The following is an 18215-nucleotide window of genomic DNA, read 5'->3' as shown; positions in this document are numbered from 1 at the left end:
CTGGCCTTCGGGCTCGCTGGAAATGAGAAACGGCGCACGTTCGCCGTGAAAGTCTTGAAAGTAAGCCGAAGCTTTTGGCATACTTAACAAGTTGCTCGGATTACGAGCGAAGGAACTTAATCGGTTACCCAACGCCGATTATCGTATAATAGGGTTCTCCGTAACCTCACATAGGGCATGGCTACTAGATTTACCTCCGGTACGACACGCCCGAGTGCGGGTACCGGGCACCGAAGCTAAAGAGAGGTAGACGCGCCATGGCGGGACAGAAGATCCGCATTCGGCTGAAGTCATATGACCACGAGGTCATTGATAGCGCGGCCAAGAAGCTCGTCGATGAAGTTGCGCGTACCGGCGCGACCGTGGTGGGACCCGTCCCGCTGCCGACGGAAAAAAACGTTTTTTGCGTTATCCGCTCGCCCCACAAGTACAAGGACTCCCGCGATCACTTTGAGATGCGCACACACAAGCGCCTTATTGACATCGTGGATCCCACCCTGAAGACGATTGACAGCCTGCGCCGTCTCGATCTTCCGGCTGACGTCAACGTGGAAATCAAGCTCTGAGGTAATACGCAATGAACTCCAAGCAAGCTGTTGCCAGCAAGCCCGTGAAGGCTTTGCTGGGCACGAAGCTGGGGATGACCCAGCTCTGGGATGAGGACGGGCGCCTCCTTCCCATTACTGTTGTGCGCGTGGGCACCAATGTGGTGACCCAGGTTCGCACCCCCGAGGTCGACGGCTATTCCGCCGTGCAGCTCGCCTCGGGCGACGAAAAGACGAAGAACGTCACCAAGCCGCTCCAGGGCCACTTCGATAAGGCCGGTGTCACGCCGCGCAAGAAGCTGGCGGAAATCCGCACTCCCGATGCCAGCGAATACACGCTCGGGCAGGAACTGACCGCGGATATCTTCGAAGCGGGTCAGTCCGTTGACGTTATTGGTACCTCCCGCGGTAAGGGCTTCGCCGGTGTTATGAAGCGTCACGGCTTCGCCGGTGTTTCGGCCTCCCACGGTGCGCACCGCAACCACCGCAAGCCCGGTTCCATCGGCGCCTGCGCCACCCCCTCGCGCGTCTTCAAGGGTCTGCGCATGGCTGGTCGCATGGGTCAGGACCGCGTGACGGTGCAGAATCTGTCCATCCACTCCGTTGACCTCGAGAACGGCCTGTTGCTCGTGGTTGGCGCCATCCCCGGTGCAAAGGGTGGCTCGGTTGTGGTCCGCACGTCCGTGAAGGGAGCCTAACAATGGCAGACTTCAAGATTGACGTTCTCGATGAAACCGGCAAGGTGACCTCGCAGGCCACCCTCCCGGCTCAGCTCTTTGATCTCGACTTCAATATGGCGCTGGTGCACCAGGTCGTCAACGCGCAGCAAGCTGCGGCTCGCCTGGGTACCCACGCCACGAAGACCCGCGGTCAGGTGTCCGGCGGCGGTAAGAAGCCGTGGCGCCAGAAGGGGACCGGCCGGGCCCGCCAGGGTTCGATCCGCGCTCCGCAGTGGGTCGGTGGCGGCGTTGTCCACGGCCCGCAGCCGCGTGACTACTCGCAGCGCACCCCCAAGAAGATGATTGCGGCAGCGCTGTTGCAGTCCCTCTCGGACCGGGCTCGCCACGAGCGTATTCACGCCGTGACGGCTTTCGTTGCGGACGAGACCCCGTCCACCAAGGCTGCGCGTGCGCTCATCGAAAAGATGAACGAAGGGCGCAAGGCACTCGTTGTGGTCCAGCGTGAAGATGATGCTTCGGTGCTCTCCGTGCGCAATCTCCCGCAGATCCACGTCCTCTACGTTGATCAGCTCAATAGCTACGACGTTCTTGCTGCTGACGACGTCATCTTCACGGAAGCCGCGCTCGGCGCGTTCGTGGAGAAGAACACCAAGAAGGATGAGAAGTAATGACTGAGAACGGTAACTTCTGGAATAAGAACCCGCACGATGTCATCCTCGCCCCGGTGATGTCGGAGAAGAGCGCGCTGCTCGAAGAACAAGGTAAGTACACCTTCTTCGTGGATCCGCGTTCGAACAAGACCGAAATCAAGCAGGCCGCCGAAGCGATTTTTGGCGTCAAGGTTGCCTCCGTCAATACGCAGAACCGCCAGGGCAAGACCCGGCGTACGCGCAACGGCATTGGGCGGCGCAAGAATACCAAGCGGGCCATCGTGACCTTGCGCGAGGGCTCCATCGACATCTACGGCGAAATCGTCTAATAGGCGATTCGAGGAACTGAGGAATAAGAACTCATGGGAATTCGTAAGTACAAGCCGACGACCCCGGGTCGTCGCGGTGCGAGCGTTGCCGACTTCGCCGAGATCACTCGTTCGACCCCGGAGAAGTCCCTCGTTCGTCCCCTGAAGAAGACCGGTGGACGCAACAACCAGGGACGCATCACCACCCGCCACAAGGGCGGTGGGCACAAGCGCCAGTACCGTCTCATCGACTTCCGTCGCTGGGATAAGGACGGCGTGCCGGCCAAGGTCGCGCACATCGAATACGATCCGAACCGCACCGCGCGTATCGCGCTGCTCCACTTCGCTGATGGCGAGAAGCGTTATATCGTTGCTCCTCGCGGCGTCAAGCAGGGCGATCTCATCGAAACCGGTCCGAATGCGGATATCAAGCCCGGCAACAACCTGCCGCTGCGCAATATCCCTCTCGGTACCACGGTGCACAATGTGGAACTCAAGCCGCTCGGCGGGGCGAAGATCGCCCGCAGCGCCGGTGCTTCCGTGCAGTTGGTCGCCCGCGAAGGCAAGTACGCGCAGCTGCGTATGCCTTCCGGTGAAATCCGTAACGTGGACGTGCGTTGCCGCGCCACCGTCGGTGAAGTCGGCAATGCCGAGCAAGCGAATATCAACTGGGGCAAGGCCGGCCGTATGCGCTGGAAGGGCGTTCGCCCGACCGTCCGCGGTGTTGTCATGAACCCGGTGGACCACCCGCACGGTGGTGGTGAAGGTAAGACGTCCGGTGGGCGCCATCCCGTTAGCCCGTGGGGCAAGAAGGAAGGCCGTACCCGCCGTCCGAACAAGGCCAGCGACAAGCTCATCGTGCGCCGTCGCAAGACCGGCAAGAAGCGCTGAGGAAGGATTAGCTGATGCCCCGCAGTTTGAAGAAGGGTCCGTTCGTCGACGAGCACCTCTACAAGAAGGTCGACGAGCAGAACGAGAAGAACACCAAGAACGTAATCAAGACCTGGTCGCGTCGGTCGGTTATCACCCCCGATTTCCTGGGTCACACCTTTGCAGTGCACGATGGACGCAAGCATGTGCCGGTATTCATTACCGAATCCATGGTTGGCCACAAGCTCGGGGAGTTCGCCCCGACCCGCACCTTCCGCGGGCACGACAAGGACGACCGAAAGGGCCGCCGGCGCTAAGCCGGGGCCTCGAGCGAGAGAGTAAGGCAGAACTATGGAAGCAAAGGCGCAGGCGCGCTTCGTGCGCGTGTCGCCCATGAAGGCCCGTCGTGTCGTGGACACCATCCGCGGCCGGCGCGCCCTGGACGCTATTGACGTACTGCAGTTCGCACCGTTTGCAGCCGCCACTCCGGTTCGTAAGATCGTGGAGTCGGCTATTGCCAACGCGCGCTACGCCGCCGAGCAGGCGGGGGAGCGCTTCGATGAGTCTGAGCTCTTCATCGGCGAAATTTACGCCGACGAAGGCCCGACGATGAAGCGTATCCAGCCGCGTGCTCAGGGCCGGGCGAACCGCATCAATAAGCGGACGAGTCACATCACCGTTATCGTTACCGACGAGAAGCCCAAGACCAAGAACCAGAGGAGGGCCCGCTAGTGGGACAGAAAGTCAACCCTATTGGGTTCCGTCTCGGCATCACGACCGACCACCGCTCCAAGTGGTTCGCTGATTCCACCAAGAAGGGGCAGCGCTACTCGGACTATGTCCTCGAAGATGTCAAAATCCGTGACATGATCGAAAAGACACTCGAGCGCGCCGGTATTTCCAGCGTGCATATCGAGCGCCGCGCCGAGCGTGTGGTTGTGGATATCCACACCGCTCGTCCCGGTATCGTCATCGGCCGGCGCGGTGCGGAAGCTGATCGCCTCCGCGCCGACCTCGAGAAGCTGACCGGCAAGGCCGTCCAGCTCAATATTCTCGAAGTGAAGAACCCGGAAGCTGACGCCCAGCTCGTAGCGCAGGGTATCGCGGAACAGCTCGCCTCGCGTGTGTCTTTCCGCCGCGCTATGCGCAAGGGTATCCAGTCCGCCGAGCGCGCCGGTGCCAAGGGCATCCGCGTGCAGTGCTCGGGCCGTCTGGGTGGCGCGGAAATGTCGCGTAGTGAGTTCTACCGTGAAGGGCGCGTGCCGCTGCACACCCTGCGCGCGAATATCAACTACGGTTTCTACGAAGCGCGTACCACCTTCGGCCGCATTGGCGTGAAGGTGTGGATTTACCGCGGTGATCTTACCGACGCTGAGTACTACCGCAGCCTCGCGGAAGCACCGCGCGGTGGGCGCGGAGGCCGTTCGGATCGTCGCGGACGTCGCGGCACCGGTCGCGGTCGCGGTGGCCAGCGTGGGGAAGCCCGCAGCGAACAGGCTCAGAGCCCGGCAGCCGGAGCCGAAGCTCCGGTAGCCGCGCCGGAATCAACCGGAACGGAGGCATAACTCATGCTGATTCCTCGTCGTACTAAATGGCGCAAGCAGCACCGTCCGCACCGTAAGGGTATGGCCAAGGGCGGAACGCAGCTGGCTTTCGGTGAATACGGCATCCAGGCGCTCGAGCCGGCCTACATCACCAACCGTCAAATTGAAGCAGCTCGTATCGCCATGACGCGTCACGTCAAGCGTGGCGGCAAGATCTGGATTAACATCTTCCCGGATCGCCCGCTCACGAAGAAGCCGCTCGGCGTGCGTATGGGTTCGGGTAAGGGCCCGGTGGAAACCTGGGTTGCCAATATCAAGCCCGGTCGTGTCATGTTCGAAATGGCCGGTGTTGACGAGGCTCTCGCCCGTGAGGCCATGAGCCGCGCCCAGCACAAGCTGCCCATCAAGACCCGCTTTATCACCCGTGAGGAGGTTGAGTAATGGCTAAGGGACTGACCACCGCGGAACTCGACGCGATGACCGACGCGGAGCTTCTCGAGAAGCTTGCCGAGTCGAAGAAGGAACTGTTCAACCTCCGCTTCTCGGCGGTGACTCACCGCCTGGAGGACAGTGGCCGCCTGCGGGAAGTTCGTCGCGAGATTGCTCGCATTTACACCATTAAGAGCGAGCGGGAGAAGAACATTCGAACCGCTCCGGCCGCTCAGTAAGTGAGGATGAGATGAGCGAGAACGCAACCACTGAAACACGTAATCACCGCAAGACGCTGCGCGGCTACGTGGTCTCCGACAAAATGGACAAGACCGTTGTCGTTGAAGTTGAAGATCGCGTTAAGCACCCGCTATACGGTAAAGTTATTACCCGCACCAAGCGAGTGAAGGCGCACGACGAAAATAACGAGGTTCGCGTAGGCGATTTGGTCTCCATTATGGAAACCCGCCCGCTGTCCGCGACCAAGCACTTCCGGGTCGTTACGATCATCGAGAAGGCGAAGTAGTTAGGGCTTTCCTAGCTTTAGCGAATGTGACCGGCCTGAACGCAGGCGGCCCTCGCATGTGGGCCAAAGGCGTTTGGGCCGGCGCAGTTCGCGCAAACCCATTCGTTCGGCAAGGCTCGAATCCGAGAACCGGCACGACAATAGGAGATAGAAACACATGATCCAGCAGGAGACGCGGCTTAGCGTCGCCGATAACACCGGTGCCAAGGAACTTTTGTGCATCCGGGTGCTCGGCGGCTCCGGCCGGCGCTACGCCGGAATTGGTGACACCATCGTCGCCACCGTCAAGGATGCTATTCCGGGCGGAAACGTAAAGAAGGGCGACGTCGTCAAGGCGGTCGTCGTCCGTGCAGTTAAGGAAACGCGCCGCAAGGACGGGTCCTACATCAAGTTCGACGAAAACGCAGCCGTGCTGTTGAAGAACGACGGCGAACCCCGCGGCACCCGTATCTTCGGGCCCGTCGGGCGTGAGCTTCGCGATGCGAAGTTCATGCGCATCATTTCGCTGGCTCCGGAGGTGATCTAATGGCGAAGATTAAGAAGGATGATCTCGTCCAGGTTATCGCCGGGCGCGATAAGGGGATGCAGGGTCGCGTGCTGTCCGTTGACACCAAGCGTGAGCGCGTGATCGTGGAAGGCGTCCAGCGCGTGAAGAAGCACGTGCGCGTGGGGCAGACCTCGCGGGGCGGCACCACCGGCGGTATCGAAACCGTCGAGGCACCCATTCACATTTCGAACGTTGCCCTCGTTCACGATGGCAAGCCGATTCGCGTGGGCTACCGTGAGGTAGAAGTTGAGCGCGATGGCAAGAAGAAGATTGTCCGTGAGCGCATCGGACGCCGCGGCGGGAAGGAAATCGAACTGTGAGCGATACCCCCCGTCTCAAGGTGAAGTACCGGGAACACATCATCCCGGAACTCCAGGAAGAATTTAAGTACGTCAACGTTAACCAGGTTCCCAAGATCGTCAAGGTCGTGGTGAATATGGGCGTGGGTGATGCTGCGCGCGATTCCAAGGTGCTCGACGGCGCCGTCGCTGATATGACGGCGATTACCGGCCAGAAGCCGATGATCACCAAGGCCAAGAAGTCCATCGCGCAGTTTAAACTGCGTGAGGGCCAGGCCATCGGGTGCTTCGTGACCATCCGCGGCGACCGCATGTGGGAGTTCCTTGACCGGCTGATTTCCACCGCGCTGCCGCGTATCCGCGACTTCCGCGGCCTTTCGCCCAAGCAGTTTGACGGCAACGGGAACTACACCTTCGGTTTGACCGAACAGACCGTGTTCCACGAGATCGACCAGGACAAGATTGATCGCGTGCGCGGTATGGACATCACCGTGGTGACCTCTGCCGGGAGCGACGACGAAGGGCGCGCTCTTCTCAAGCATCTCGGATTCCCCTTCAAGGAGGCCTAAATATGGCAAAGACCGCTCTGAAGCAAAAGGCCGCCGGTAAGCAGAAGTTCGCCGTTCGTGCGTACACCCGTTGCAACCGGTGCGGCCGTCCGCATTCCGTTTACCGCAAGTTCGGCCTGTGCCGTATTTGCCTGCGTGAGTTGGCCCTGCGCGGCGAACTCCCCGGTGTTAAGAAGTCCAGCTGGTAAAGACTACGTCGCAGGTCCATCGGAAACCGCGACGAGGAAGGGCCACAGCCCAAAATGACAATGACTGACCCAATCGCAGACATGCTGACGCGTCTGCGTAACGCCAATTCGGCGTTCCATGAGTCGGTGTCTATGCCGTACTCCAAGATTAAGTCCCATATCGCGGACATCTTGAAGCGCGAAGGCTACATCGACTCCTACGAGGTGGAGAGCGCCCAGGTGGGCAAGACCCTCACCCTCACGTTGAAGTACGGATCTAACCGTGAACGCGCCCTCGCTGGCGTCCGGCGCATCTCGAAGCCGGGCCTGCGCGTTTACGCGAAGTCCACCAACCTGCCGCGCGTTCTCGACGGCCTGGGTGTGGCTATTTTGTCCACCTCCTCCGGCCTTATGACGGACCGTGAGGCCAAGGATAAGGGCGTTGGCGGGGAAGTCCTCGCTTACGTCTGGTAATGGGAAGTAGGTGCAATAATGTCTCGAATTGGTAGGCTTCCCATCGCTATCCCCAGCGGCGTCGATGTGTCGGTTTCCGGCCAGAACGTCACTGTCAAGGGCCCCAAGGGTCAGCTCGAGCTCTCGGTAGCCGAGCCGATCGCGGTGAATGTTGATGACAATACGGTTCTGGTGACCCGGCCGAATGACGAGCGCGAATCGCGTTCGCTGCACGGCCTGACCCGCACCCTCGTTGCGAATATGGTCGAGGGCGTCACCAACGGGTACAGCAAGGCGATGGAAATCGTCGGAACCGGGTACCGCGTGGTCGCCAAGGGCTCTGATCTTGAATTCTCGCTGGGCTACTCCCACACGATTCTTTTCGAAGCTCCGGAAGGTATCACCTTCACCGTAGCCACCCCGACCAAGTTCACGGTCTCGGGTATCGATAAGCAGCTCGTGGGCGAAACCGCCGCGAAGATTCGCAAGCTTCGTAAGCCCGAACCCTACAAGGGCAAGGGCGTCAAGTACGCTGACGAAGTTATTCGTCGCAAGGCTGGAAAGGCTGGTAAGTGATGGCTGTTACCATCAAGGGCAAGGGCAAGTACATCGCTCGTGCGCGCCGCCACTTCCGGTTGCGCAAGCGTATTTCCGGTACCGCCGCGCGGCCGCGTCTCGTGGTCTCGCGTTCCAACCGCCACATTTACGCCCAGGTTATCGACGACGTCGTGGGTCGCACTCTCGCGGCCGCCTCGTCCTACGAAGCTGACCTGCGCGAAGCGGAGGGTACCAAGACAGAAATCGCGCGGAAGGTCGGCGAACGTGTCGGTCAGCGCGCCAAGGACGCTGGGATCAGCGCCGTGGTCTTCGACCGCGGTGGCAACCAGTACCACGGTCGCGTTGCAGCTGTCGCCGAAGGTGCGCGCGAAGCTGGACTCGATTTCTAACGGCTGAGGAAAGGCAGAGGAAAATGGCTGCAGAGCAGCAGGATCCGGCCCAGAACGGCCGGGAAAATCGCAACGAAGGTCGTCGCGGACGCCGCGATAACCGTCGTGATAACCGCCGTGACAATCGTCGCGGTGAAGAAAAGAACGCTTATATCGAGCGCGTGGTGACCATTAACCGCGTTGCGAAGACGGTCAAGGGTGGCCGCCGGATGTCCTTCACCGCTCTCGTGGTGGTGGGCGACGGCAATGGCCTCGTGGGTGTCGGGTACGGCAAGGCCCGCGAAGTTCCCGCCGCTATCGCTAAGGGTACCGAGGAAGCGAAGAAGAACTTCTTCCGCATCCCGCGTATCGCGCGGACTATCCCGCACGTGGTGCAGGGCGAAGACGCCGCCGGCGTCGTGCTGCTGCGCCCGGCCGCTCCCGGTACCGGCGTAATTGCCGGCGGCCCGGTGCGTGCCCTCATGGAGTGCGCGGGTATTCACGATGTGCTCTCCAAGTCGCTCGGTTCCTCGAACGCGATCAATATCGTGCACGCCACCGTGGCTGCCCTCAAGCAGCTCGAGCAGCCCGAAGCGGTTGCTGCCCGGCGTGGGCTCCCCATCGAGCGTGTTGTCCCCGAAGCTATGCTGCGGGCGCGCGCCGAAGCGGAAGCCAAGGAACGCGAGATCGAAGAGGCCGAAGCCGCCAAGGCGGAAAATGAGGCCGCGGCCGCGGGAGTTGGTGCGTAATGGCAAATCTTAAGATCACCCAGGTCAAGGGTGTTGTTGGTGCGATCCAGCGCCAGAAGGACACCCTGCGCACGCTCGGGCTGCGTAAGATCGGACAGTCCGTTGTGCGCGAGGATACCCCCGAGGTGAAGGGCATGGTTCGCGCCGTGGCTCACCTCGTTACCGTGGAGGAGGTTGACTAATGGCGGAAACGGAAAAGGATTCCATCATTAAGCTGCACGACCTGCGTCCGGCTCCGGGTTCGAACAAGGCGAAGATTCGCGTTGGTCGCGGTGAAGGATCCAAGGGTAAGACGTCCGGCCGCGGTACCAAGGGTACCCGGGCACGTAATACCGTGCGTCCCGGTTTCGAAGGTGGCCAGATGCCGCTGCATATGCGCCTTCCGAAGCTGCGTGGTTTCAAGAACCCGTTCCGGGTTGAATACCAGGTCGTTAACGTTTCGGCGCTCGGCGAGCTCTTCCCGGAAGGTGGGAAGGTAACCTCGGCGGATCTCGTGGCCAAGGGTGCGGTTCGCAAGAACTCCCCGGTCAAGGTTCTCGGAACCGGTGAGATTTCCGTCAAGCTCGACGTCGAAGTGGAAGCGTGGTCGAACTCGGCTAAGGAAAAGATCGAGGCTGCCGGGGGTTCTATCTCCGCGCCGCAGGTCGAATCCAAGTAATACGCGCTGGCCGCACGGCCACCGTTTGACTGAGCACTCACCCACACTCTGTGGATGAACAGTGCGAAATTTGCTCGTCCCCGCTATTATGGCGGGGGCGAGCTTTTTTCTGGGCGCGGGCAGCGTTGCTGAAAGATTGCTTTCAGTGGCAAATACGCAGCGTTGCCAGTGCGCCGTCGTGCGTACTTTCCCCGAAAATACGCTTGTCCCCATTTCCGTCACCCGACGGTTCTCGACGATAACGGACTGCCCCGCGCGATCCGTCACCATCAGGAGGAATCTTGATTAAGGCTTTCGCAGCTGCTTTCCGCACCCCGGATCTGCGCCGCAAGCTGCTTTTCACCATGATGATTATGGTGATTTACCGCTTGGGTAGCTTCATCCCGGCTCCGTTCGTGAGCTTGAGCAATATTCGGGAGTGCACCACGCAGCAATCGGGCGCGCAGGATCTCATCGATATGCTCAACCTGTTCTCAGGCGGCGCGATGATGCAGCTTTCCGTTTTCGCCCTGGGAATTATGCCCTATATTACGGCCTCGATTATTGTGCAGCTGCTGCGTGTGGTCATCCCGCGTTTCCAGGAACTGCATAAGCAAGGCCAATCGGGTACCGCGAAGCTGACGGAATACACCCGCTACCTCACTATCGGGCTGGGCCTGCTCCAGTCCTCGGTCGTGGTAGCAACCGCGAACTTCACGCTGTTCGCCGGCTGTAAAGAACCGGTGATTCCGAACGCCACCTGGTGGACCTACACCATGACCATCCTCGCCATGACGGCCGGCACCGGCCTCATCATGTGGATGGCGGAACTCATCACCGAACGCGGGGTGGGCAATGGTATGTCCATCCTCATCTTCACCGGTATTTGCGCCGGTTTCCCCTCGATGATGGGTCAGATCTACGCCGGGCACGGGGTGGGCACCCTCCTCATCGTCATTGCGGTCTTCGCTCTCATCACCCTGGTTGTTACCTTCGTGGAGCAGTCCCAGCGCCGTATCCCTGTGCAGTACGCCAAGCGCGTTATTGGCCGGCGCACCTACGGCGGGTCCACCACGTACCTGCCTATCAAGATCAATATGGCGAACGTTATCCCGGTGATCTTCGCGTCCTCAATCCTCATGCTCCCCACGATGATCTCCACGTTCGGAAATCAGAATTCTTCCTGGGTGGTCTGGATTCAGCGCAATTTCCAGCACAACGGCTGGGCCTACATCCTCACCTACGCGCTTCTCACTTTCGCCTTCACCTTCTTCTACACCTCGATCGCTTTCGACACGGACGAAGTCGCGGACAATATGAAGAAGTACGGCGGCTTCATTCCGAATGTGCGCGCGGGTAAGCCCACTGCGGATTATCTCCACTTCGTCTCTAATCGCCTCACGTGGGTGGGCGCCACCTACCTCACCATCGTGGCCCTCATCCCGCTGCTGCTCTTCAGCGCGCTCGGTATTGTGCAGTCCGGTTTCGGCGGCACCTCCATCATGATTCTGGTGGGTGTGGGCCTCCAGACCGTCAAGGACATCAACGCCCAGCTCCAGCAGCGCCATTACGAAGGCTTCCTCGGCGGTATCCGCTAACGCGGCCTCGCCCCCTCTTTCCGGCGGGGCGCAGGCGCGCTCCGCACCGATAACACAGAAAGGTGCCACTCATGTCAGTACGTTTGATTTTGGTTGGCCCCCCGGGCGCGGGCAAAGGCACCCAGGCGGCCGGTATTGCGGAGCGTTACGGTATCCCGGCCATTTCCACCGGTGATCTTTTCCGCGCGCATGCCAAGGCTCAGGATGAACTGGGGCGCCTGGCCGCCTCCTACTCGGAAAAGGGCGAGCTGGTTCCCGATTCCGTTACGAACCAGATGGTGGAGGAGCGCCTGGGTGAAGCCGATGCAGCTGCCGGTTTCCTCCTGGATGGCTATCCGCGCAATCTCGATCAGGTGAGCGCCCTCGACGCCATGCTCGGTGAGAAGAACGTGGACGCCGTGGTGGAACTGCAGGCCGACGACGACGTGGTGGTCCAGCGCCTGCTCGGGCGCGCCCAGGAACAGGGCCGGGCTGATGATACGGAAGAGGTTATCCGCCACCGCATCGAGGTCTATCACGCCACCACCAAGCCGATTATCGATGCCTACGCCAGCCGCGGGCTCGTGGTGTCCGTCAACGGCCTGGGCACCGTGGAGGAAGTTGCTGCCGCTATTGATAGCGCGCTGAGCGATTTCTTGGGCCGGTAGGCGCAGCAATGATTAATCTTCGTTCCGAGGCGGATATTCTGGGCATGCGCCAGGCGGCGCTGGTGGTGCGCGCGATTCACGATGACCTGCGGGCCCACGTGGCAGCCGGGATGTCGACGGCGCAGCTCGACCAACGCGCCAAAGCGGTCTTGGAGGCACACGGAGCCGTCTCGAATTTTTACGGGTATTACGATTACCCGGCCCAGACCTGCATCTCGGTGAATAACACCGTGGTGCACGGTATCCCCAGCGAAGAAGAAATCCTGGAGCCGGGGGACCTGGTCTCCTTTGACTGCGGGGCTCTTCTCAACGGCTGGAATGGCGACTCCTGCTTTTCCATAGTCCTCCCGGGTGGAGATGAGAAGCAGATGGCTGCCCGCCAGCGCCTCTCCGACATCACGGAAGAATCCATGTGGGTGGGTATTGCGGCGATGGCGACCGGGAAATTTGTATCCGATATCGGGGCGGCCATTGATGATTTCGTAGTGAGCCAGGATCCCGAACCGGGTATTGTTGAAGAATTCACCGGGCACGGGATTGGGCGCGCCATGCACGAAGATCCCACGGTCTTCAATTACCGCACCCGCGGGCGCGGGCCCCGCCTCAAGGCTGGGATGGTGCTGTGTATCGAGCCGATTCTTACCGCCGGCTCCCAGGAGAACATCACCCTGGCCGATGGTTGGACGGTGAAAACCGCCGACGGCCAGGATGCCTGCCATTGGGAAAGCCAAATCGCTAAGCACGCCGGTGGTATTTGGGTACTCAACGAACCCGATGGGGGAGCGGCCCGCCTCGCGAAGTACGGAGTAGTTCCGGTTCCTCTCGGAGACTAGGCTGCGCCGTCGTACCGCTTCGCAGCGGGCATGCAGTTCCGGTACTGCGTCCGCGCCTCGCATACACGTGATCCATAACATCGAAGCCGCCCCTTACATAGGGGCGGCTTCGTGCAGTAGTATTGGACGTCGGTGCCGTGTGCCTGTATGGCGCACGCCTGCGCACCGATTTTGATGCCCCGCACAATCCGGTGTGGGCAACACTGTTAGCGAGGAACATGGCGAAGAAAGACGGCGTCATCGAAGTTGAAGGTAGCGTGATTGAAGCGCTGCCCAACGCGATGTTCAAGGTCGAGCTGGAAAACGGGCACGAAGTTCTGGCCCATATTTCCGGCAAAATGCGTCAGCACTACATTCGTATCCTGCCCGAGGATCGGGTGGTTGTAGAGCTCACGCCCTATGACCTGAACCGCGGGCGGATTGTCTACCGCTACAAGTGATCAACAAGGAAAGTTATTCATGAAGGTCAAGCCGAGCGTTAAGCGCATTTGCGATAACTGCAAGGTCATTCGGCGCCACGGTCGCGTCATGGTGATCTGCAGCTCGAATCCGCGCCATAAGCAGCGTCAGGGCTAAATGCCCCGTTGCACCAGCACTGTTAGCCGCAAGGCAACCCCCGGTCCGGAGGCCGGGGCTCACGGAATAGAGACCCGTGGGAACAGCAGTGCCCGACACCTCCGGCATAACTAAGGGAGCTAAGAAATTGGCACGTCTCTCCGGCGTTGATCTCCCCCGCGAAAAGCGGATTGAGATCGCGCTTACTTACATTTTTGGCATTGGACGCACCCGCGCCCACGAGACCCTCGCCGCTACCGGGGTGAACCCGGATACCCGCGTGCGCGATCTCACTGAAGACGATCTGGTGAAGCTCAAGAACCATATCGACGAGAACTACAAGGTTGAAGGCGACCTGCGCCGCGAAGTCCAGGCTGATATTCGCCGCAAGATCGAAATCGGTTCGTACCAGGGCCTGCGTCACCGTCGCGGCCTGCCCGTGCACGGGCAGCGCACCAAGACCAACGCGCGCACCCGCAAGGGCCCCAAGCGCACCGTGGCCGGTAAGAAGAAGGCCAAGTAGGCTTCGTCGTAGTTCAGGAGAAATAGATTATGGCTCGTCAGACTCGTTCTGCTAACGCCGGTGCGCGCCGTCCGCGTCGCAATCAGCGTCGTAATGTCACCGTGGGTCAGGCCCACATTAAGTCCACCTTCAATAACACCATCGTGTCTATCACCGACCCCACCGGTGCGGTTATTGCTTCCGCCTCCTCCGGGATGGTTGGCTTCAAGGGCTCGCGTAAGTCGACTCCCTACGCCGCGCAGCTCGCTGCGGAAAATGCCGCGCGTCAGGCCATGGAACAGGGCATGAAGAAGGTTGATGTATTCGTCAAGGGTCCGGGTTCCGGGCGCGAAACCGCGATCCGTTCCCTGACCGCCTCCGGGCTGGAAGTCACCTCCATTTCCGATGTGACTCCGCAGGCCTTCAACGGGTGCCGCCCGCCCAAGCGCCGTCGCGTCTAGTTGCGGCGCGGTGCGTTGCGGCGTCGCCTTTGTAGGTACGACGCCGGCGCAGAGGCCACGGCCTCTGCGGCACCCCTCCCAGGGCGCGAGCTTTGACAGGAAAAGCCGTGCCCGCACCTCGCGGACAGACAGAGTTTCGCGAGGGTACGCAAACCTCATATAGCGGTTGTTTGCGGAAAGGAAAGAATCGTGCTCATTGCACAACGTCCCGTTCTGAGTGAAGAGAAGATCTCCGAATTCCGCTCCCGGTTCGTCCTCGAGCCGCTCGAGCCCGGATTCGGGTACACGCTGGGTAATTCCCTGCGCCGTACCCTGCTGTCCTCCATCCCCGGTGCTGCGGTCACGTCGATCCGCATCGATGGGGTGCTCCATGAGTTCTCCACCATCCCCGGTGTGAAGGAAGATGTTGCGGAAATCATCCTCAACCTCAAGGAACTTGTTGTCTCCTCGGATAACGACGAACCGGTCCTCATGTACCTGCGGAAGACGGGCCCGGGCGAAGTGACCGCCGCGGATATCACCCCGCCGGCGGGCGTGGAAATCCTCAACCAGGATCTCCATATCGCCACCCTCAATGACAAGGGCAAGCTCGAAATCGACCTCACGGTTGAACGCGGGCGCGGGTATGTTTCCGCGGCTCTCAACAAGGGCGATAACGATGAGATCGGCCGCATTCCGATTGACTCGATCTACTCGCCGGTGCTCAAGGTTTCCTACAAGGTGGAAGCCACCCGCGTGGAACAGCGCACCGACTTTGATCGCCTCGTGGTTGATGTGGAAACCAAGGAATCGACGACGCCGCGGGACGCTCTCGCCTCTGCCGGCAAGACCCTCGTGGAGCTCTTCGGCCTGGCGGTGGATCTCAATGACGAAGCCGAAGGCATCGAAATTGGTCCGGCTCCGGTCACCGAGCAGCGCTCCTCGGATCTGCAGCGTCCGATCACCATCCTCAACCTGCCGGCACGTTCCCAGAACTGCCTGCAGCGCGAAGGTATCCATACTATTGGGGAACTGGTGCAGCGCTCGGAAGCCGACCTGCTCGATATTCGCAACTTCGGGGCGAAGTCCATCGATGATGTCAAGGATGAACTGGCGAAGATGGACCTGAGCCTCAAGGATTCCGGATCGAGTTTCCTCGGTGGCGGATTCGATGACTACGGGATGCAGTTCAGCGACGATTCTCAGGCCTGAGCAGCCACATAATTTACTAGGAGAGTAGACAATGCCTAAGCCCACCAAGGGTCCGCGCCTCGGCGGCAGCCCCGCCCACCAGCGCAAGATTCTTGCCAATCTGTGCAAGGAACTTATTCATCACACGTCGATTAAGACCACCGAAGCGAAGGCTCGCGCGGTGCGTCCTCATATCGAAAAGCTCATCACGAAGGCGAAGAAGGGTGATACCCACAATCGCCGCCTGGCCCTCAAGGTGCTCGGCGATCGTGAAACCGCCTACATCCTCTTCGAGGAACTCGCCCCGCTGTTCGCGGAACGCGAGGGCGGCTACACCCGCATCACCAAGGTGGGCAACCGCCGCGGTGATAACACCCCGATGGCCGTTATTTCGCTGGTGACCGAGAAGGTCTCCCCGAAGCAGGCGGTTGTCAAGGAAGCGGAAAAGGCCGCCGAGCGTGCCGCTGCCGCGGAAGAAGCCGAAGCTGCAGAATCTGCTGAGTCGGCTGAATCTGCTGAAAGTGCGGAGTCCGCTGAATCGGTCGAAAGCGCAGAGTCGGCCGAGTCGGCCGCCAGTGCGGATGAAGCTGCGGAAGCCGAGAAGGCTGAAGAAGCTAAGTAAAAGCCTGCGGTAGGTCCGGCTGTTTGACTGGCCGGGCCGTCCGGGAAGCTTGAGAAAAGGGCTTCGGAAACATGAGTTTCCGGAGCCCTTTTCTGTACGCCAGAGAAGAAGCGCGCCTATCCCTCCGCCCGGGCACGTTCGGAGGCGGCCACTAAATCCCAGGCCCGCACCCCGCCGCTCATGCCGGCCGCATTGGGAATAAATACCACGGAGCTGCTTAGCCGTTCGCGTACCGTATCGGTTATGCGTGCCGCGTTGCCGCCCCCGAGGTAGAGGGTGTCCCAGCGGATTACCGGGTAGAGCGATTCGATAGCGCGCGCCACCTGCCGGCTCCACGCAGCGTCGCCCAGGCGGATACGTTCGATTTCACCGATCACGTCATCGTAGGTGAGTCCCCACCGCAACGGCGCGTGGGAAAACTCCAGGTGGGGGGCCAGCACCCCGTTATCGACGATTGCATTTCCCAAACCGGTCCCGAAGGTCAGCACCACTTCCAGGCCCTGACCGGTCACGGTCGCGGCGGCGGCCACTTCGGCGTCGTTGAGAACCAGAGTGGGGCGCGAAAAGCGCGCGGCGAGGGCGGTACGAATATCCAGGCCGTTCCAGGCTGCCTCCATGTCCGGGTCGAGGCGGGTATGCGGGCCGGCCCGGCGAATGTAATGCGGGGTATACACCACAACGCCGTGGCGTAACATTCCGGGCATGCCCACCGTGAGTCGCTCGAAATCAGCGCCCTCGGCGCGCAGCGCGGCGGCATCCGCGGCAATGATATTTTCGAGATCTGCGGGTGAGAAGGGGTAGCGGACCGGGGTACGGCGAGCGGGTCCGATCTGGGTGCCGGCCGCGTCTAATAGCGCTGTTTTGATGCCGCCCCCGCCGCAGTCCACCGCGAAGGTGCGCGGGCCGGAGGCCGCGGCTGCCGGGGTGGTAGTGGCGGCATCCTCCGGGCTGGGCGCGCTTGCGTAAAGCGGTGCGGTGCCGCGGGGGAGGGCCGGCTCCTCGTTCTCCGGTATGCGGGCGATGGGCTCGGCGTGGGAAACTGGATCCATGAGTGACACGCTAGCGCAAAATCTTCGGCTTCGGCTTGATCTTTCCTACGACGGTACCGAATTTCACGGTTGGGCGGCGCAGCCGGGCCTGCGTACCGTGGAAGGAACACTCTCGGAGGCGCTCGGCACGGTCCTGCGGGTACCGGTCACGCTCACGGTGGCCGGCCGGACCGATGCGGGGGTGCATGCCCGCGGGCAGGTCGCCCATATGGATGTGCCGCGGGAGGTGCTCGCCGCGGTGCAGGGGCGCTCCGTGGAGGCGCCTACCCGGGTGCTGGTGCGCCGGGTGCAGGGTATGCTGGCTCGCGGTGCGAGCGGTCCGCGGGGGAGTGCCGATATTGTGCTGCATAGCACCCGTGTGGTTTCTCCTGATTTTGACGCGCGTTTTTCGGCGGTTTCGCGCGAATACACGTACCGTATCGCGGTGGGTCACTTCGATCCTTTACGACGACGCGACGTCCTCTGGCTGGCCGGTCCGCTGGATCTCAATGCGATGCGGGAGGCCGCGGCCTCCCTCCTGGGCGAACACGATTTCCTCTCCTACTGCAAACCTCGCGCGGGAGCGACGACGATTCGGGAGCTCCTGGCGCTGGACGTTGCCGAGGAAGGCGAGTTGGTGACCATCCACGCGGTCGCGGACGCGTTTTGCCATTCCATGGTGCGTACCCTCGTCGGCTCGCTGCTCCGGGTGGGTGAGGGACAGCGCGACGCCGCCTGGCCGGCCCGCCGCCTACGCGAAGCGAGCCGGGATGGGGAAGTGGTGGTAGCTCCGCCCCATCCGCTCACCCTGGAACGCGTGAATTACCCCGAGCCCGGTGAATGGGCCGCGCGCGCGGAGGCTTCGCGGGCCATCCGGATGCTGCTGGAGGACTAACCGAG

The 18215-nt window shown here is 61.2% G+C and carries 32 protein-coding genes; 31 read left to right on the top strand and 1 reads right to left on the bottom strand.

Annotated elements, in window-relative coordinates:
• Positions 1-257 precede the first annotated feature (257 nt).
• From rpsJ to rplQ, 30 genes are all read left to right on the top strand, one after another.
• Entirely contained in the window at positions 258-566 is a 309-nt protein-coding gene (gene rpsJ, locus QP828_RS00460) for a 30S ribosomal protein S10 (protein WP_016443104.1), read from the top strand.
• An 11-nt stretch (positions 567-577) separates the two neighbouring features.
• Complete coding sequence (gene rplC / locus QP828_RS00455; protein ID WP_126134689.1) at positions 578-1243, top strand: 50S ribosomal protein L3; 666 nt, start codon at positions 578-580, stop codon at positions 1241-1243.
• A gap of 2 nt (positions 1244-1245) precedes the next feature.
• Positions 1246-1893: a 50S ribosomal protein L4 gene (gene rplD, locus QP828_RS00450; RefSeq protein ID WP_016443102.1), complete on the top strand. Its 648-nt coding sequence runs from the start codon at positions 1246-1248 to the stop codon at positions 1891-1893.
• On the top strand, positions 1893-2204 hold the full coding sequence (gene rplW / locus QP828_RS00445; RefSeq protein ID WP_274733336.1) for a 50S ribosomal protein L23: 312 nt from the start codon (positions 1893-1895) through the stop codon (positions 2202-2204). Before rplD ends, rplW begins: the two co-directional genes overlap by 1 nt.
• A gap of 33 nt (positions 2205-2237) precedes the next feature.
• Positions 2238-3074 carry a 50S ribosomal protein L2 gene (gene rplB, locus QP828_RS00440; RefSeq protein WP_016443100.1) on the top strand — a complete coding sequence of 279 codons (837 nt, stop codon included), beginning with the start codon at positions 2238-2240 and terminating at the stop codon, positions 3072-3074.
• 14 nt (positions 3075-3088) lie between these two features.
• Positions 3089-3370 carry a 30S ribosomal protein S19 gene (gene rpsS, locus QP828_RS00435; protein ID WP_026428282.1) on the top strand — a complete coding sequence of 94 codons (282 nt, stop codon included), beginning with the start codon at positions 3089-3091 and terminating at the stop codon, positions 3368-3370.
• Between the two features lie 34 nt (positions 3371-3404).
• The gene (gene rplV, locus QP828_RS00430) at positions 3405-3785 is read left to right on the top strand and encodes a 50S ribosomal protein L22 (RefSeq protein WP_016443098.1); all 381 of its coding nucleotides are present in this window, start codon (positions 3405-3407) and stop codon (positions 3783-3785) included.
• Positions 3785-4618: a 30S ribosomal protein S3 gene (rpsC, locus tag QP828_RS00425; RefSeq protein ID WP_016443097.1), complete on the top strand. Its 834-nt coding sequence runs from the start codon at positions 3785-3787 to the stop codon at positions 4616-4618. The genes rplV and rpsC overlap by 1 nt, the downstream gene beginning before the upstream one ends.
• Before the next feature lie 3 nt (positions 4619-4621).
• The gene (gene rplP / locus QP828_RS00420) at positions 4622-5038 is read left to right on the top strand and encodes a 50S ribosomal protein L16 (protein WP_016443096.1); all 417 of its coding nucleotides are present in this window, start codon (positions 4622-4624) and stop codon (positions 5036-5038) included.
• Positions 5038-5265 (top strand): 50S ribosomal protein L29, encoded by a 228-nt coding sequence (rpmC, locus tag QP828_RS00415; protein ID WP_016443095.1) that lies wholly within the window; start codon positions 5038-5040, stop codon positions 5263-5265. The genes rplP and rpmC overlap by 1 nt, the downstream gene beginning before the upstream one ends.
• 11 nt (positions 5266-5276) lie before the next feature.
• Positions 5277-5552 (top strand): 30S ribosomal protein S17, encoded by a 276-nt coding sequence (rpsQ, locus tag QP828_RS00410; protein ID WP_126134691.1) that lies wholly within the window; start codon positions 5277-5279, stop codon positions 5550-5552.
• A 157-nt stretch (positions 5553-5709) separates the two neighbouring features.
• Positions 5710-6078: a 50S ribosomal protein L14 gene (rplN, locus tag QP828_RS00405; RefSeq protein ID WP_016443093.1), complete on the top strand. Its 369-nt coding sequence runs from the start codon at positions 5710-5712 to the stop codon at positions 6076-6078.
• The gene (rplX, locus tag QP828_RS00400) at positions 6078-6419 is read left to right on the top strand and encodes a 50S ribosomal protein L24 (RefSeq protein WP_274733334.1); all 342 of its coding nucleotides are present in this window, start codon (positions 6078-6080) and stop codon (positions 6417-6419) included. Before rplN ends, rplX begins: the two co-directional genes overlap by 1 nt.
• A complete protein-coding gene (gene rplE, locus QP828_RS00395; RefSeq protein WP_016443091.1) occupies positions 6416-6967 on the top strand; it encodes a 50S ribosomal protein L5 in 552 nt (183 codons plus the stop codon). Before rplX ends, rplE begins: the two co-directional genes overlap by 4 nt.
• 2 nt (positions 6968-6969) lie before the next feature.
• Positions 6970-7155 carry a type Z 30S ribosomal protein S14 gene (locus QP828_RS00390; protein WP_016443090.1) on the top strand — a complete coding sequence of 62 codons (186 nt, stop codon included), beginning with the start codon at positions 6970-6972 and terminating at the stop codon, positions 7153-7155.
• Positions 7156-7209: 54 nt separating this feature from the next.
• A complete protein-coding gene (rpsH, locus tag QP828_RS00385) occupies positions 7210-7608 on the top strand; it encodes a 30S ribosomal protein S8 (RefSeq protein WP_026428278.1) in 399 nt (132 codons plus the stop codon).
• An 18-nt stretch (positions 7609-7626) separates the two neighbouring features.
• Complete coding sequence (gene rplF, locus QP828_RS00380; protein WP_126134692.1) at positions 7627-8163, top strand: 50S ribosomal protein L6; 537 nt, start codon at positions 7627-7629, stop codon at positions 8161-8163.
• Positions 8163-8534: a 50S ribosomal protein L18 gene (gene rplR / locus QP828_RS00375; protein ID WP_016443087.1), complete on the top strand. Its 372-nt coding sequence runs from the start codon at positions 8163-8165 to the stop codon at positions 8532-8534. Before rplF ends, rplR begins: the two co-directional genes overlap by 1 nt.
• A 23-nt stretch (positions 8535-8557) precedes the next feature.
• A complete protein-coding gene (gene rpsE, locus QP828_RS00370; RefSeq protein ID WP_126134693.1) occupies positions 8558-9262 on the top strand; it encodes a 30S ribosomal protein S5 in 705 nt (234 codons plus the stop codon).
• Positions 9262-9444, top strand: coding sequence for a 50S ribosomal protein L30 (gene rpmD / locus QP828_RS00365; protein WP_026428275.1), 183 nt, complete (start codon positions 9262-9264; stop codon positions 9442-9444). The genes rpsE and rpmD overlap by 1 nt, the downstream gene beginning before the upstream one ends.
• On the top strand, positions 9444-9920 hold the full coding sequence (rplO, locus tag QP828_RS00360; protein WP_126134694.1) for a 50S ribosomal protein L15: 477 nt from the start codon (positions 9444-9446) through the stop codon (positions 9918-9920). The genes rpmD and rplO overlap by 1 nt, the downstream gene beginning before the upstream one ends.
• Before the next feature lie 281 nt (positions 9921-10201).
• Positions 10202-11497: a preprotein translocase subunit SecY gene (secY, locus tag QP828_RS00355; protein ID WP_274733332.1), complete on the top strand. Its 1296-nt coding sequence runs from the start codon at positions 10202-10204 to the stop codon at positions 11495-11497.
• 71 nt (positions 11498-11568) lie between these two features.
• Entirely contained in the window at positions 11569-12144 is a 576-nt protein-coding gene (locus tag QP828_RS00350; RefSeq protein WP_126134696.1) for an adenylate kinase, read from the top strand.
• Between the two features lie 8 nt (positions 12145-12152).
• Positions 12153-12977, top strand: a complete 825-nt coding sequence (map, locus tag QP828_RS00345) for a type I methionyl aminopeptidase (protein ID WP_126134697.1) — start codon at positions 12153-12155, stop codon at positions 12975-12977.
• Positions 12978-13195: 218 nt separating this feature from the next.
• Complete coding sequence (infA, locus tag QP828_RS00340; RefSeq protein ID WP_016443080.1) at positions 13196-13417, top strand: translation initiation factor IF-1; 222 nt, start codon at positions 13196-13198, stop codon at positions 13415-13417.
• A 19-nt stretch (positions 13418-13436) separates the two neighbouring features.
• Positions 13437-13553 (top strand): 50S ribosomal protein L36, encoded by a 117-nt coding sequence (gene rpmJ, locus QP828_RS00335; protein ID WP_016443079.1) that lies wholly within the window; start codon positions 13437-13439, stop codon positions 13551-13553.
• A gap of 127 nt (positions 13554-13680) precedes the next feature.
• A complete protein-coding gene (gene rpsM, locus QP828_RS00330; RefSeq protein ID WP_026428270.1) occupies positions 13681-14055 on the top strand; it encodes a 30S ribosomal protein S13 in 375 nt (124 codons plus the stop codon).
• A 29-nt stretch (positions 14056-14084) separates the two neighbouring features.
• Positions 14085-14495 carry a 30S ribosomal protein S11 gene (rpsK, locus tag QP828_RS00325; RefSeq protein WP_016443077.1) on the top strand — a complete coding sequence of 137 codons (411 nt, stop codon included), beginning with the start codon at positions 14085-14087 and terminating at the stop codon, positions 14493-14495.
• Between the two features lie 189 nt (positions 14496-14684).
• Complete coding sequence (locus QP828_RS00320) at positions 14685-15686, top strand: DNA-directed RNA polymerase subunit alpha (RefSeq protein ID WP_016443076.1); 1002 nt, start codon at positions 14685-14687, stop codon at positions 15684-15686.
• A 31-nt stretch (positions 15687-15717) separates the two neighbouring features.
• Positions 15718-16287, top strand: a complete 570-nt coding sequence (gene rplQ / locus QP828_RS00315; RefSeq protein WP_284891013.1) for a 50S ribosomal protein L17 — start codon at positions 15718-15720, stop codon at positions 16285-16287.
• Between the two features lie 116 nt (positions 16288-16403).
• Here rplQ and QP828_RS00310 read toward each other — a convergent pair whose 3' ends face one another.
• Positions 16404-17336 carry an ROK family protein gene (locus tag QP828_RS00310; RefSeq protein WP_274733327.1) on the bottom strand — a complete coding sequence of 311 codons (933 nt, stop codon included), beginning with the start codon at positions 17334-17336 and terminating at the stop codon, positions 16404-16406.
• On the opposite strand from QP828_RS00310, the gene truA reads away from it, so the two are divergent.
• Positions 17335-18210 (top strand): tRNA pseudouridine(38-40) synthase TruA, encoded by an 876-nt coding sequence (gene truA / locus QP828_RS00305; RefSeq protein WP_274733325.1) that lies wholly within the window; start codon positions 17335-17337, stop codon positions 18208-18210. The two genes, QP828_RS00310 and truA, sit on opposite strands and share 2 nt — an antisense overlap.
• Positions 18211-18215: the final 5 nt, after the last annotated feature.

The sequence above is a fragment of the Actinotignum sanguinis genome (genome assembly GCF_030230305.1).
Classification (GTDB): Bacteria; Actinomycetota; Actinomycetes; order Actinomycetales; family Actinomycetaceae; genus Actinotignum; species Actinotignum sanguinis.
The sequence above is the reverse complement of the archived record's forward strand: the minus strand, read 5'-3'. Positions and strand labels throughout refer to the sequence as shown.